The sequence below is a fragment of the Pseudomonas sp. ICMP 460 genome, from assembly GCF_002723595.1.
Lineage (GTDB): Bacteria > Pseudomonadota > Gammaproteobacteria > Pseudomonadales > Pseudomonadaceae > Aquipseudomonas > Aquipseudomonas kitaguniensis.
On sequence record NZ_LKBR01000088.1, the window covers coordinates 129,989 to 144,537 of the forward strand.

A 14,549-nucleotide genomic window follows, 5' to 3' on the forward strand; every position below is an offset into this window, starting at 1 on the left:
TTTGAAATCGACATACAAGGACTCGCCCATGAAAGCGTTCGGCAAAATCCTGGGTCTGGTACTTCTCGGGCTGTTGCTGATCATTGTGGCCTTGGGCTTTGCCCTGACCCACCTCTTCGATCCCAACGACTACAAAGACGAGATTCGCCAGATAGCCCGAGACAAGGCCCACATCGAGCTGACGCTCAATGGCGACATCGGCTGGAGCCTGTTCCCTTGGCTTGGCCTTGAATTGCACGAAGCCACGGTCGCCACCATGACCAACCCGAGCCAGCCGTTCGCCGATTTGCAAATGCTCGGCCTGTCGGTGCGCGTGCTGCCGCTGCTGCGCCGCGAAGTGCAGATGAGCGACGTGCGTGTCGAAGGCCTCAACTTGCGCCTTAACCGAGACATGCAAGGCCATGGCAACTGGGAGGATATCGGCAAGAACGTCACTGAAACGCCTGCCGGCTCCCCCGCCGCCGCTGCCGTGGAGCAGCCTGCCGAACCCGAGCCGGAAAAACCGCCGAAGCCGATCCGCCTGGACATCGACAGCCTGACCATCAACAACGCCCGCGTTGAATACAACGATGAGCAGACCGGCAAGCAGTACAGCGCCGAAAGCATCCAGTTGAGCGCCGGTGCCGTGCACGAAGGCGCGAGCATTCCGCTGAAACTCACCGCCTTTCTTGGCAGCAACCAGCCGCTGATGCGCGTCAAAACCGAGCTCAACGGCAACTTGCGCATTCAGCGTGCCCTCAAGCGCTACCAGTTCGAAGACATCAAGCTCAGCGGCGAAGCCACCGGCGAGCCGTTGCAAGGCAAGACCGTAACCTTCGCGACGCAAGGCCAACTGTTAGTGGATTTGGCGGCGAACATCGCCGAATTGACGAATATCAAGCTGTCGGCCAACCAACTGCGCGCCTTGGGCGAGCTGAAGCTAAACGACCTGAACAAAACCGCGCAACTGAGCGGCGCCGTGTCGATTGCCCAGTTTGACCTGGCCAAGTTTCTCGACAGCGTCGGCCACCCGCTACCGCCTATGGCCGTGGGCAGCTTGAGCAAAGCCGAGCTGGTCAGCCGCCTCAAGGGCACGCCGACCAGCGTAGCGCTGGAAGACCTGAACCTGAAACTCGATGGCAGCACCTTCGCAGGTCGCATCGCCGTCGACGATTTCGCCAAGCAATCGCTGCGCGTTCAGCTCAAGGGCGACACGTTCAACGCCGACAACTACTTGCCGGCCAAGTCCGAGTCCGCCAAAGGTGTAGCGGCCGCACGTCAGGCCGAAGTGCAGAACAGCGAAGCCGGCGCCATGGCCGCTGGTGGCACCACGCCGTTGCCCGAAGCGCCGACCAAGGCTGCCTGGAGCACCGACAAGCTGCTGCCGCTGACACGCCTGCGCACGCTGGACGTGGATGCCGACCTGGCCTTCGGCCAACTGACCCTGAGCAAGCTGCCGATTCACAACGCCATGCTCAAAGCGTCCGGCATCGATGGCCAACTCAAGCTCGACAGCCTCAGTGGCGGCCTCTACAACGGCACCTTCCAGGCTAACGGCACACTCGATGTGCGCCAGGACATTCCGCTGCTGGCGCTGCAAACCCGCATCAAGCAAGTGCCGGTAGAACGCATCCTGCAAGCCCAAGGGCAAACCCCGCCGGTGAGAGGCCAAGTCACCCTGGACAGCAACCTCAACGGCCGTGGTAACAGCCAAAAGGCGCTGATCGACAGCCTCAACGGTACCGCCAGTTTTGTGATCAATAACGGCGCGTTGCTCAACGCCAACATTGAGCAACAACTGTGCACCGGCATCGCCCTGCTCAACCGCAAAACCTTGAGCAACACGCCACAAGGCAAAGACACGCCGTTCCAGGAGCTGCGCGGCAACCTGACCTTCGTGAACGGCGTGGCGAGCAACCCTGACCTGAAAGTGCGTATTCCGGGGCTGACCGTCAACGGTAACGGCGATGTGGACCTGCGCGTGCTGGGCATGGATTACCGCGTTGGCATCATAGTCGAAGGTGACCAGCGCGACGTGCCGGACCCGGCCTGCCAGGTCGGCAGCAACTTCCAGGGCATCGAAGTGCCGCTGCGCTGCCGTGGCCCGCTGGAACTGGGCGCCAAGGCGTGCCGCCTGGACAAGGACGGCTTGAGCCAGGTCGCAATCAAAGCGGCCGGTAACAAGCTCGGCGAAAAACTTGAAGAGAAACTCGACAAGGTTAATCCACAATTGAAAGACGCTCTGAAGGGCCTGTTCAAGCGATGAGAAACGAGCAGTTTTCACAGGCGGTGCTGGACTGGTACGACCGCCACGGCCGCCATGACCTGCCCTGGCAACAGGGCATCACGCCTTACCGGGTGTGGGTGTCGGAGATCATGTTGCAACAGACCCAGGTCAGCACCGTGCTCAATTACTTCGACCGTTTCATGGCCTCCCTGCCAACGGTCGAAGCGCTGGCCGCCGCGCCGGAAGATGAAGTGCTGCACTTGTGGACCGGCCTGGGTTACTACACCCGCGCGCGCAACCTGCAAAAGACCGCGAAAATTGTCGTCGCCGAGTACGGCGGCGAGTTTCCCAAAGACGTCGAAAAACTGACCGAACTGCCCGGCATCGGCCTGTCCACCGCCGGTGCAATCGCCAGCCTGAGCATGGGCCTGCGCGCGCCGATCCTGGACGGCAACGTCAAACGCGTACTGGCGCGCTTTACTGCGCAAGAAGGCTACCCAGGCGAACCCAAGGTCGCCAAGCAGCTGTGGGCCACCGCAGAGCGCTTCACGCCCCACGACCGCGTCAACGCCTATACCCAAGCGATGATGGACATGGGCGCCACGCTCTGCACCCGCAGCAAACCCAGTTGCCTGCTGTGCCCGCTGGAAAAAGGCTGCGAAGCCCACATGCTCGGCCTGGAGACGCGTTACCCGATCCCCAAGCCGCGCAAGATCATCCCGCAAAAACGTACGTTAATGCCGCTGCTGGCGAACGCCGAGGGCGCGATTCTGCTGTACCGCCGCCCCTCCACGGGCTTGTGGGGCGGTTTGTGGAGCCTGCCGGAACTCGACGACCTCGACGACCTGGAACACCTGGCCCACCAGCACGCACTCGAACTGGGCAAGCCACACGCCCTGCCGGGGCTGATCCACACCTTCAGCCACTTCCAACTGGCCATCGAGCCCTGGCTGGTGCACGTCGAGGAATCCGCCCATCACGTGGCCGAGGCCGACTGGCTCTGGTATAACCTCGCCACCCCGCCGCGCCTGGGCCTTGCCGCCCCCGTTAAAAAACTGCTGAAACGCGCAGCCGAAGTATTGAACGCAGGAGTTCCGTCATGACCCGCACCATCATCTGCCGCAAGTACCACGAAGAATTGCCCGCCCTGGAACGCGCACCGTTCCCCGGCGCCAAGGGCCAGGACATTTTCGATAACGTCTCCGCCAAAGCCTGGGCCGACTGGCAAAAACACCAGACCCTGCTGATCAACGAAAAGCGCCTGAACATGATGAACGCCGAAGACCGCAAATACCTGCAAGGCGAGATGGACAAGTTCTTTTCCGGCGAAGATTACGCCAAGGCCGACGGCTACGTGCCGCCTGCTGAATAATTGATCAAATTCCGGGGTTGGCCCGTAAGCGACGGTAATAATTAAATATTTTTTGAAAACTTGCTTGACGACCCCCTGAAAAACCAGTTTAATGCGCCCCGTTGCCCAGATAGCTCAGTCGGTAGAGCAGGGGATTGAAAATCCCCGTGTCGGCGGTTCGATTCCGTCTCTGGGCACCACTCATTAGTTTCAGGTGGTGCAAACGTCATCTGAAACACACAAAAAACCCGCCTTGTGCGGGTTTTTTGCTTTCTGCATTTCGCGACCTTTGCCTTCGTGACAGATCGCCTCGTGACCACGTCACGAGGCGCCTGGCTGCGGCTAGTTAAATCTTGAAACGCGCAACCATGCTCTGCAAATCACTGCCCAAGCGGGCCAGCTCGACAGTCGATGCGGCGCTTTGCTCGGTTGCGCAGGCAGACTGCTCAGCAATGTCACGCACGCTGAGCACGCTGCGATTGACTTCATCGGTCACGGCGCTCTGTTGCTCTGCAGCGGCGGAAATCTGCTGGCTCATCTGTTCAATTGTGCCGATGGACTGATTGATTTCAACCAATGCCTGCTCGGCCTGACGAGCCAACACCACGGTGCCCTCGGTGCGTTGCAGGCTGGCATCCATCAGCACTGATGCTGCGCCTGTGCCCTGTTGCAGGGTCTGGATCAGCGCTTCGATTTCAGTCGTGGAGTTCTGGGTACGCTGGGCCAGCGAGCGCACTTCATCGGCCACTACGGCAAAACCGCGACCTTGCTCACCGGCGCGTGCGGCCTCAATGGCGGCGTTAAGCGCCAGCAAATTGGTCTGCTCTGCGACGGCCTTGATCACGTCAATCACGCTGCCTATCTTGTTGCTGTCTTCGGTCAGGCGCTGCATGGCGGCGCCCAACTGCGTCACTTCACCGGCCAACTGGCTAATCTCCCGCGTGGCGTGCTGCACCACACTGCTGCCATGCGCCGCACGTTCGCTGGCCTGGTTGGCAGCCTGTGAAGCGTCTTCGGTGTTACGCGCGACTTCCTGTACGGTCGAGGCCATTTGGTTCATGGCGGTGGCGACCTGGTCGACTTCGCTTTTTTGCAGGGTGACGCCCGCACTGGTCTGCTCGCTGACAGCCGACAACTGCTCGGCCGCTGTAGCGATCTGCGTGACACCGTTGCTGATGCCGCCGATCAGGCCGCGCAGGGAAACAGTCATATGCTGCATGGTGTTCTGCAGCAATCCCAGTTCGTCCTGACGGGTCGTGAGGGTGTCCTGGGTCAGGTCACCGTCAGCAATTCGGCGCGCGGCAATCACCGTATCGTTCAATGGACGGGTTATCTGGCGGGTGATAACGAACGCAGCAAAAATACCGATCAGCAAGACCACCAACGCGACACTCAACAACTGAACCACAGCGGTGTTCTGTTCTTTTTTGGCGCTGACCATCTGCTGCGCCGCCAAATCATCGGCTATGACAGCGGTTGCAACGGATTGCTGTTGCAGTTCGCCGCGAACCTGATCGGCCTGCTGCAGCATTTCCGAGATCGACGTCATCAGCACCTTGTACTGTTTGAGCGCGTTCAGCGCGGTGTCTACCGCGGCGTTCGCCTGGCTTGGCAATTCGCTGCGAGCCGCAGCCACCTCAGCGATCAGCGCGTCGGCCGAGGCATAGGTCGCTTGACGGTTATCGGTTGACGGCACACTCAGATAGCGGCGAAACACCAACCGGAAGTTGGTCATGCCGTTACGCAAGTCGCCAGCGATCTTGACCTGCTTGATGCCGGCTTCATCCGGAGCACGCACGGTGTCGTCAATGGTCTTTTGCAGCAGGTTTTCGAACGTGGCACTGACCTCGTCCGAGACCTTGATCAAGGGCTTCAAGGCCTCATCGATTTTCTGATTGATGCCGACCAATTGATCGAACGTCTGCTTAAGGCCGCCAACCTGCTCCTTGATGTCACGCAGCTTGGCCAGGTTGCTCGACACGGAGAACACCCCAATGCCCTCATCGACACTGCGGCCCAGCGTATCCAGCGCACCGCTGTAAGCTTGCACGCCGGCAGCACTCGGCCCGGTGGCGTAAGCCTGGGCGACGATGCGGGCATTCAGCACATTCGCCTTGATCTCAGAGACCTTGCCACTCTTGCCAAGGCGCTCGATCAGCAGGTTGGTGCTGGAGTAACCGATGGCGGTGACGGTCAGCACACCCAGCAAAATAGCGGCGAAGCCCAGCCCGAGCTTCTTGCTGACGTTCAAATTATCCAACCACTTTGCGCTCATTACGTGTGTGCCTTTGATTTTTCGGGATGCCCGTGAATCGGCGCTGAATCGATTAACTTGATAGTTAGTGCGATAAAAATCAGCGCGCAAGTTAATGGTAAAAAACCACAAAAATCCCGTATTACCGGGGCTTCAGCCCTCATTAGTGGTTATTTGGCTTTGCTGCGCTTCTGTTTTTCCCGATGACCGGCGCCCCAAGGCTCGATGTCGAGACACTGAGGCAACGGCTTACTTGAGTAGAAACACCATCAACGGATTGTCGTTCAGCCGCCCTTCGAAACGTGGCGCCTGCTGCTCCATCGGCGTGCCCTTCAGCAACGCAGTCTCCTTGCGCGACACAATCACCCAGGACGGCCGTGGCAACGTGCCTAGCTTCTCAAGCTCATTACGCCCAACAAACAGCGGCTGTTCATCGTGGTCCAGGTTCATCATGTAGCGCACCGCCCAGGTGTCGCGGCCGAGGTCGACGAATACCAGTGGCCCCGGCTGCGAGTCACGCAGCGCCTCCACTTGGCTGACAAACTTGCGCGTGTCGAATTGCAGGTCTTTGGCGGGCTCGATCACCGTCACCAGCAACAGCCATTGCGCCGCCAATGCGATCAGGCTCAGCCATACCAGGCGCAGCGTATTGCGCCAGGCGATCAACGCCGCGACTTGCAACACCAGAAGCGCGCCGATCAGCAACGGCAATGAAACCTGGGGCCAGTAGCCTTGTTTCTGCCAGGTGTGCCGGCAGATAAACAGCACCACTACGCACAATGCCGGTAGCGCTGCGACAAGCCATTCGTAACATCTGCGCACGCCGACAAGCCAGTTTTGCGCCTGGAGCAGCCCATAGGCGGCGACAGCAGCAAACATCGGCACCATGGGCAGAATGTAATAAGCGCGTTTGAAGTGCGGCACCGACAGGCCGAGCAAAATCATCAGCCCACAGGCGCCGAGCCGAGCCAGCAGTTGCACGTCGTCATCGACCCAGCGCTGCGACCAGCGATGGCGCAGCGCAACCATCGTCGCCAGCGCCAACGGCACCACGGGGAAGTAACGGTACAAACTCAGCTGGAAGTAGAAGTAAAACGGCTCGCCGGACTCATCGAGGCGCCCGCCGACCTGCATCTTGAACACTTCATCGGCAAACGCATCGCCGCCGCTGATTCGCGCCAACTTCATCAAGACCCACCAGCATGCCGCGAGCAACACCAATCCCGCGAAACCATGGATCAATACCTGCTTGACCCGCTCACCTGGCCGGCCCAGCGCCCAATACACGCACACCACGCCGCACACCTCGATCAGCCCCAATGGCCCACGAATCGCGAAGGCCAGCACCCACAGCGGCAACACGGCAAGCTGCCTGACCCGTGAACCGAGGCGCTCGCCGCTGTGCAGCAGGTAGAAGCTGCCTATGCACAGCAACGCGACCATCTGGTCGAGGCACACCGAGCGCGACTTTTCGAGCAATTGAGTCGTCAGCAGCGTGAGCAGTACCGTCAGCAACGCCCAAGGGCGACTCGACGGCGCCAGCAGGCGGTAGATCAGCGCGACCACACCCGCCGAAGCGAGTGCGGTCGGCAGTACGTTGGCCAGGTGGTTGGGCGCGTCAAACAGCCTGGCGAACACAAAACTTGCAAACGTCGCAGTGCCGGGATAGTCCGGGTACGGCTGGCCGTAGGTGGTTGGAAAAAGACTTTCGCCATGGCGAAACATTTCCTGCATGAACAGCGCCCAGCGCCCGTCAAACCCTTGGGGTTGCTCATCCCAGATACCCAAGGTGAACAGCAGTAAAGCGATCAGGAAAATGCCCAGCGACTCCAGGCGAAAACGGCTGCGGTGATCCATCGAATGTCCTTCAGGTAGGCGGGGCCGGCTCCATGGTGCCGACTGCATGCCTGAATAACGCCTGAACAAACCCGAATATTTATGCGCCTACCGGCCAGTGCGCCACACCAGCGCCGGGATCAGCCGGATATAGAGCAGTTCGCCCACCAGCTCCAGCAGGGTTTGCAGAACCACCGCAGTCGCGGCCAGCCCGCGCACGTCTTCGGGCAAGGCCAGCGCCAGCGGCAGCACCACCAGCGAATTACGCGTCGACGCGCTGAACGTGACCGCCCGCGCCGTGCCTGCGGGCAACGCGAACAGCCGCGCAGCCAACGCGCCAACCAGCGGCGCGAGTAACAGGAAGCCTGCGTACACCGGAATGACCGGTAACAACAGCCCGACGTCGCGCAGCACTGAGGTGAGCTGCGAGCCGATCACCACAAACAGCACCAACGCCATTGCCGGCACCGGCAACCAGGCCCAGGCATTGTTCCAAAGCTTGACCACGCTTGAGCGCCGCGCCAGGGCCGTCGTCAGTACCGCCAGCAGCAGCGGCAGCACAATCAACAGCAGGAACGCCTCGACAAACGGCCCCACCGCCACCACCACCGCGGATTGCGCGCCCAGCATAAAACTCAGGTACACCGGCAACAGCGCCAGTTGCAGCAACAGCAGCACCGGCGTGGCTGCCAGCATCAGCCGCGAATCGCCCTTACCGATATGGGTAAACACCACCACGTAGTCGATACACGGCGTCAGCAACACCAATAACGCGCCGACCAGCAAGGCCGGGCGCTCCACCAGGCCACGGGTGAGCGCCCACACCAGCAAGGGCACCAGAATGAAATTGGCCAGCAGCAATGCGCAGATGAAGCGCTTGTTGCCGAGGCCCTGGCGCAGGTCCAGAAACGGAATCTGCAGGAACATCGCGTACATCAACAGCGCAATCGCAGGCGTCACCAGTACGCCGAGGCCTTGGGCCGATAAAGGTGCGAACACACCGAACGCGGCCGCCAGCAGGACGGCGGCGAAGTAGATCGCGATCTGGTTGTGTTCGAGGGTGTCGCGGGTCATGGGCCGAGCCTGACTGATCAAAAGAGCGTAAGCCTATGCACCCAGCGCGATAAGGTCGAGCATCGTGGCAATTGCTGCGCCCTTGGCGCAATAAATTTGTTAGTTTCGACTGCCTATAAAAGCGCACGGCCCACACCACAAGCGCTGGAAACGAGCCGACCTATGAAACTGCCCACTCGACCTGCCTCAGAAGCGTTCCGCGAACCTGCCGCCGACGGCTACCTCATTGGCGGCTTTACTTGGCGCCATATCCGAACCGACCCCGCACGCCCGGTGGTGATCATCAACGCCGCCACGTCCGTGCGCTGCCGCCACTACTCACGTTTCGCCGACTACCTGTTTGCCAACGGCTTCGACGTGATCACCTACGATTATCGCGGCATCGGCGAATCACGCAGCGGCTCGCTACGGGGCTTTACCGCCTCGTGGTCGATGTGGGGCGCGCTGGATTTCGAGGCGATGTTGCAACGCGCACAGCGCGAATTTGCCGGGCAGCCGATTGATGTGGTCGGCCACAGTTTTGGCGGCTGCGCAGCGGGGCTGGCCGCGTCAGGCGCGGTGATTCGGCGAATAGTCACGGTGGGCGCGCAGTTTGCCTATTGGCGCGATTACCAGGCAAAAGGCCGCTGGCGGATGTTTGCCAAGTGGCATGTGGCGATGCCGCTGCTGACGGCGCTGTGCGGCTACTTCCCCGGCAAGCGCTTGGGTTGGCTGGAGGATACGCCGGCGGGCGTGGTGCGCGACTGGTGCACGCGTGCGCCCAGGTATGAAAAGCGCCCCAGCGCAAGCGATTTGGGGGATTTGCCGTTTGGCAGGGTAAAGGCGCCGATGCTGGCCATCAGCATCAGCGATGATCCGTTCGGCACGGTGGCGGCGATTGAGCGGTTACTGCGCTATTTCGACGGCAGCGAGCGCACTCATCTGCGCATTGCACCGGAGGATATCGGTGAAAAAGCTGTCGGGCATTTCGCATTTTTTCGCAGTGAATATCAGGATCGGTTGTGGCCTGTCGCGCTGGCGTGGCTGCTGCACGGCAAGTTGGCGCAAGGCACGCCCGGCAAGTGCGTGACGTAACACGGCTGGAATCCCTTGGGATTTCTACAAAGCTGCGCTTCAATAGACATTCCAGATTCTGAACCAAGGACGTGAGCCCATGGCCTCGCCGAACAAACAGCAAAAACGTGCCCAGCGCGCAAAGACCAAGGCCAAGCAAAACCGTACCCAGCGCAGCGTCGCGGCCAAGCCGGATGCGTTTGCCGGTGACGACAGCCGCATTGACCTAGAGTCGGTGGATTTGACCGAGCTGTTTGTGGAAATGCGCGCCTCCGGCGAGATCAGCCAGGTCGCATTGTGCGGGGTATTTTTGGCGCACCCGCTGCTGGCATTGGTGCTGGAGCAGGAAGGTGAAGAAGAAGCCACCGATTTTATCTTCGCAGCGCTGATCGAGTATCGCCAGTGGGCCACGGATACCGATGATGAAGCGGCCGCACTCGCCTGGATCGAGTCGCCCGAGTTCCAGGCAGATTACGTAAAAGCCTCGCAGGCACTCGCCAACTTGCAAGACTAAAACTCACTGTGGAAAGGGGCTGCTCCCGACGACCAACTGTGGGAGGGGCTTGCTCCCGATGACAGTGTGTCAGTCGCCAAATGTGCCGACTGACCCGCTGCCATCGGGAGCAAGCCCCCTCCCACAGTTGGACAGCAGCGCATTCAGCAGCGCGCTCCTTCAGGTTGATCGCAGGCATCGGGGCCTTCCCCTACAGCCCGAAGCACTCGCCAACTACCAAGGCTGGCGCCAAAACCAATGTGGGAGGGGGCTTGCTCCCGATGACGGTGCATCAGTCGCCAAATGTGCCGACTGACCCGCTGCCATCGGGAGCAAGCCCCCTCCCACAGTTGGACAGCAGCGCATTCAGCAGCGCGCTCCTTCAGGTTGATCGCAGGCATCGGGGCCTTCCCCTACAGCCCGAAGCACTCGCCAACTACCAAGACTGGCGCCAAAACCAATGTGGGAGGGGGCTTGCTCCCGATGACGGTGTGTCAGCCGACAAATGTGCCGACTGACCCATTGCCATCGGGAGCAAGCCCCCTCCCACAGTTGGATAGCAGCGCACTAAGCGGCGCGTTCCTTCAGGTTGATCGCAGGCATCGGGGCCTTCGCCTCCAGCCCGAAGCACTCGCCAACTGGCACGACTCGCGCCAAAACCAATGTGGGAGGGGGCTTGCTCCCGATGACGGTGTGTCAGTCGCCAAATGTGCTGACTGACCCATTGCCATCGGGAGCAAGCCCCCTCCCACAGGTGAATATCAATTCAGGACGGTAGCGCCCGCCCTTTGCGCCTTGCGGCGGCTCGACACAAACAGCCCTGCCGCCACCACCAGCAAGCTCAGCACGCCGGTCGCGATGATCTCGACGCGGTGCGCTTCCTGGAACAGCATGATGGTCAGCGTACCGACGATGAACACCATCACCGCGTAGGTCAGGCCGGGAAACAACCACATCTTGAACACGATCTTCTCGCCCGCCGCCGCACGCTTCTGGCGCATGCGCAGTTGCGACACCGCAATCACCAGGTACACCAACAAGGCGATGGCGCCAGAGCTGGCCAGCAGGAATTCGAACACGGCCGCCGGTGCCACGTAGTTGGCGAATACCGCAAGGAACGCTGCACCGGTAGACAACAGCACCGCCCAGTAAGGCGTGCCGCTCTTGTTGGTGCGCTTGGCCACAGCCGGTGCGTCACCGCGACGGCCCAGCGAAAACAGCATGCGCGACGCGGTGTACAGCGCCGAGTTGAGGCAACTGGTCACGGCAACCAACACCACCAGATCAACAATCAGCTTGGCATTCGGAATGCCCATGCGTTCCAGCACGGTCTGGTAGGAACCTACCGCAGCCAACGTCGGATCGTTCCATGGCACCAGCGACACCACGATGAAGATCGACAGCAGGTAGAACAAACCAATCCGCCAGATTACCGAGTTGGTCGCCTTGGTGATTTGCTGGCCCGGGTTCTTCGATTCAGCCGCCGCGATGGTAACGATCTCGGTGCCCATGAAGGAGAACATGGTGGTCAGGATCGCCGCCAACACCGCGCCCATGCCGTTGGGCATGAAGCCTTGAGTGTCGAACAGGTGCGAAACGCCGCTGACCTGGCTGGTCGGCAGGAAGCCAAAAATCGCCGCCAGGCCAAGAATGACGAACGCCACAATCGCCACGACTTTGATCAGCGCAAACCAGAACTCGAATTCACCGTAGTTCTTCACGCTGAACAGGTTGGTCGCGGTCAGCAGCAAGGTGATGATCAGGGTAAATGCCCAGATCGCCACGTCGGGGAACCAGGCATGAAGGATGGTCGCGGCGGCGTTGGCTTCCAACGGAATCACCAGCACCCAGAACCACCAGTACAACCAGCCGATGGTAAAACCGGCCCAATGACCGATCGCGCGGTCGGCGTAGGTGGAAAACGAACCGGTGTCCGGCGACGCCACCGCCATTTCGGCGAGCATGCGCATCACCAATACCACCAGCGTACCCGCCGCGGCGTAAGCCAGCAGTACTGCAGGGCCGGCGGCAGCAATCGCGTGGCCTGAGCCGACAAACAAACCGGCACCAATCACGCCGGCAATCGACAACATGGTGACGTGACGCGGTTTGAGCCCCTGTTCGAGGTCATTGGAGCTTTGCGTACTACTCATTGACACACCTTTACGAGGAATTGCGAAAACGGTCCGCCCGACCTGCGAGGTTTCTCGTGTAGAGAAACCAACAGGGGCGTTCTTTATTTTTTACGCAAGATTTGCGCCAAAATGTTACAGAGCCTTGATCGGCGCGGCCTGCAAGGCGAACCCACAATTGTTGCAAGTCATTGAGAACAATGGCATTCCGCTATGGCGTTACCGTGCGACCCACTTCCATAACGATTGGGCGCACCAAAAACACACACAAAAAGTGCGCCGCGCCCCATAAAGGCGCCGATGTGTGCCGTTTGCCCGGTTAACCCTTCCAACGTCCGGCCAAAGCTGGCACCATCGCGCCCTTTTTTACGCGAAACCTGCGGATTTCCGGGTTCAATCGGCTGCCGGGTTGTTGATAGCGCGACACGCTGCTGCGCTGATGCGACACCCTGCCGCACACCACCGGTTACCATCCGCAGCGCTGTTGGCTGCCATCCGAACGCTATGCTAGCTTGGCGCCTCGCCAGGAAGGCGGCCCAGCAGCAGAAACGCAATGAACACAATGAGGACCGCACATGGCCGAGGCCGCGCCCGCGCTTGAAATCCGCAACTTGCATAAACGCTATGGTGAGCTTGAGGTACTTAAAGGTATCTCGCTGACCGCCCGCGACGGCGACGTGATCTCGATCCTGGGTTCTTCCGGTTCCGGCAAGTCCACATTCCTGCGCTGCATCAACCTGCTCGAAAACCCGCACCAGGGGCAGATTCTGGTCGCCGGCGAAGAGCTCAAGCTCAAGGCTGCAAAAAACGGCGAGCTGATGGCCGCCGATGGCAAGCAGATCAACCGCCTGCGCAGCGAAATCGGTTTTGTGTTTCAAAACTTTAACCTGTGGCCGCACATGAGCATCCTCGACAACATCATCGAGGCGCCCCGCCGTGTGCTTGGCCAAAGCAAGGCTGAGGCGATAGAAGTGGCCGAAGCCCTGCTGGCCAAGGTCGGCATCAGCGACAAGCGCCACGCCTACCCCGCGCAATTGTCCGGCGGCCAGCAACAGCGCGCGGCCATTGCACGCACCCTGGCGATGCAGCCCAAGGTCATCCTGTTCGACGAGCCGACATCGGCGCTTGACCCCGAAATGGTTCAGGAAGTACTTAGTGTGATCCGCGCACTGGCCGAAGAGGGCCGCACCATGCTGCTGGTCACCCATGAAATGGGGTTTGCCCGTCAAGTCTCCAGTGAAGTGGTGTTCTTGCATCAGGGCCTGGTCGAAGAGCAAGGATCGCCACAGCAGGTGTTTGACAACCCGCTTTCGGCGCGCTGCAAACAATTCATGTCCAGCAACCGCTAACGGAGCAACCTTGCATGCAGAACTATAAAAAATTCCTTCTGGCCGCGACCGTTTCGATGGCATTCAGCGCCACGGCCATGGCAGAAACCTTGAAAATGGGGATCGAAGCGGCCTACCCGCCCTTCAACAACAAAGACGCCAGCGGCAACGTGGTCGGCTTCGACAAAGACATCGGCGACGCCCTGTGCGCCAAGATGAAAGTCGAGAAGTGCGAAGTGTATGTGTCCGACTGGGACGGCATCATCCCGGCCCTGAATGCCAAGAAGTTCGACTTCCTGGTGTCTTCGCTGTCGATCACCGACGAGCGCAAGCAGGCTGTCGACTTCACCGACCCGTACTACTCCAACAAGCTGCAATTCATTGCGCCCAAAGCCACCGCAGACTTCAAGACCGACGCGGCTTACCTGAAGGGCAAGATCATCGGTGCACAACGCGCGACCCTCTCCGGTACTTACCTGGAAGACAAGCTGCCAGACACCGAAGCCAAGCTTTACGACACCCAGGAAAACGCCTACCTCGACCTGACCTCGGGCCGCCTGGACGGCATCCTCGCCGACAAATACGTGCAGTACGAGTGGCTCAAGAGCAAAGACGGTTCGGCCTATGAATTCAAAGGCGACCCGGTGGTTGAAAGCGACAAGATCGGCATCGCCGTACGCAAAGGCGACCCACTGCGCGAGCGCCTGAACAAAGCCCTGGCAGAGATCAAGGCAGACGGCACCTACAAAAAAATCAACGACAAGTACTTCCCGTTCAGCATCGAATGATCTGAACCACCTGCCCTGCGCGCTCGCTTGAGCG

General features: G+C 60.3%; 11 protein-coding genes, 1 tRNA gene and 1 pseudogene. 8 read left to right on the forward strand and 5 right to left on the reverse strand.

Annotated features, from left to right (window positions below; all coding sequences use genetic code 11):
* Window positions 1-28 precede the first annotated feature (28 nt).
* The 4 genes from AO240_RS27840 to AO240_RS27855 all read left to right on the forward strand — a co-directional run bounded on the left by AO240_RS27840 (window position 29) and on the right by AO240_RS27855 (window position 3,757).
* Window positions 29-2,245: an AsmA family protein gene (locus AO240_RS27840; RefSeq protein WP_099240979.1), complete on the forward strand. Its 2,217-nt coding sequence runs from the start codon at window positions 29-31 to the stop codon at window positions 2,243-2,245.
* Window positions 2,242-3,309, forward strand: coding sequence for an A/G-specific adenine glycosylase (mutY, locus tag AO240_RS27845; protein WP_099240981.1), 1,068 nt, complete (start codon window positions 2,242-2,244; stop codon window positions 3,307-3,309). Before AO240_RS27840 ends, mutY begins: the two co-directional genes overlap by 4 nt.
* Entirely contained in the window at window positions 3,306-3,578 is a 273-nt protein-coding gene (locus AO240_RS27850; protein WP_010169058.1) for an oxidative damage protection protein, read from the forward strand. The genes mutY and AO240_RS27850 overlap by 4 nt, the downstream gene beginning before the upstream one ends.
* A 103-nt stretch (window positions 3,579-3,681) precedes the next feature.
* Window positions 3,682-3,757 (forward strand) — tRNA-Phe (locus AO240_RS27855).
* 146 nt (window positions 3,758-3,903) lie between these two features.
* On the opposite strand, the gene AO240_RS29480 is transcribed toward AO240_RS27855, so the two are convergent.
* The 4 genes and pseudogenes from AO240_RS29480 to AO240_RS27870 form a co-directional block, all read right to left on the reverse strand.
* Window positions 3,904-4,776, reverse strand: a complete 873-nt coding sequence (locus AO240_RS29480) for a methyl-accepting chemotaxis protein (protein ID WP_371918685.1) — start codon at window positions 4,774-4,776, stop codon at window positions 3,904-3,906.
* A gap of 33 nt (window positions 4,777-4,809) precedes the next feature.
* A pseudogene (locus AO240_RS29485) lies at window positions 4,810-5,832 on the reverse strand (methyl-accepting chemotaxis protein); the annotation flags it as partial.
* Between the two features lie 228 nt (window positions 5,833-6,060).
* Window positions 6,061-7,668 carry a glycosyltransferase family 39 protein gene (locus tag AO240_RS27865; protein ID WP_099240983.1) on the reverse strand — a complete coding sequence of 536 codons (1,608 nt, stop codon included), beginning with the start codon at window positions 7,666-7,668 and terminating at the stop codon, window positions 6,061-6,063.
* Window positions 7,669-7,755: 87 nt separating this feature from the next.
* Window positions 7,756-8,721, reverse strand: coding sequence for an arsenic resistance protein (locus AO240_RS27870; protein ID WP_099240985.1), 966 nt, complete (start codon window positions 8,719-8,721; stop codon window positions 7,756-7,758).
* A 162-nt stretch (window positions 8,722-8,883) separates the two neighbouring features.
* On the opposite strand from AO240_RS27870, the gene AO240_RS27875 reads away from it, so the two are divergent.
* Both AO240_RS27875 and AO240_RS27880 read left to right on the forward strand, forming a co-directional pair.
* Window positions 8,884-9,795, forward strand: coding sequence for an alpha/beta fold hydrolase (locus AO240_RS27875; protein WP_099240987.1), 912 nt, complete (start codon window positions 8,884-8,886; stop codon window positions 9,793-9,795).
* Between the two features lie 79 nt (window positions 9,796-9,874).
* Window positions 9,875-10,288: a hypothetical protein gene (locus tag AO240_RS27880; protein WP_099240989.1), complete on the forward strand. Its 414-nt coding sequence runs from the start codon at window positions 9,875-9,877 to the stop codon at window positions 10,286-10,288.
* A 740-nt stretch (window positions 10,289-11,028) separates the two neighbouring features.
* Here AO240_RS27880 and gabP read toward each other — a convergent pair.
* The gene (gene gabP / locus AO240_RS27890; protein ID WP_099240993.1) at window positions 11,029-12,420 is read right to left on the reverse strand and encodes a GABA permease; all 1,392 of its coding nucleotides are present in this window, start codon (window positions 12,418-12,420) and stop codon (window positions 11,029-11,031) included.
* 554 nt (window positions 12,421-12,974) lie between these two features.
* Between gabP and AO240_RS27895 the strand changes: the two genes are divergently transcribed.
* Both AO240_RS27895 and AO240_RS27900 read left to right on the forward strand, forming a co-directional pair.
* Window positions 12,975-13,748 carry an ABC transporter ATP-binding protein gene (locus tag AO240_RS27895; RefSeq protein WP_058413126.1) on the forward strand — a complete coding sequence of 258 codons (774 nt, stop codon included), beginning with the start codon at window positions 12,975-12,977 and terminating at the stop codon, window positions 13,746-13,748.
* Between the two features lie 14 nt (window positions 13,749-13,762).
* Window positions 13,763-14,515, forward strand: coding sequence for an ABC transporter substrate-binding protein (locus AO240_RS27900; protein WP_058413125.1), 753 nt, complete (start codon window positions 13,763-13,765; stop codon window positions 14,513-14,515).
* The last annotated feature ends 34 nt before the right edge of the window (window positions 14,516-14,549 follow it).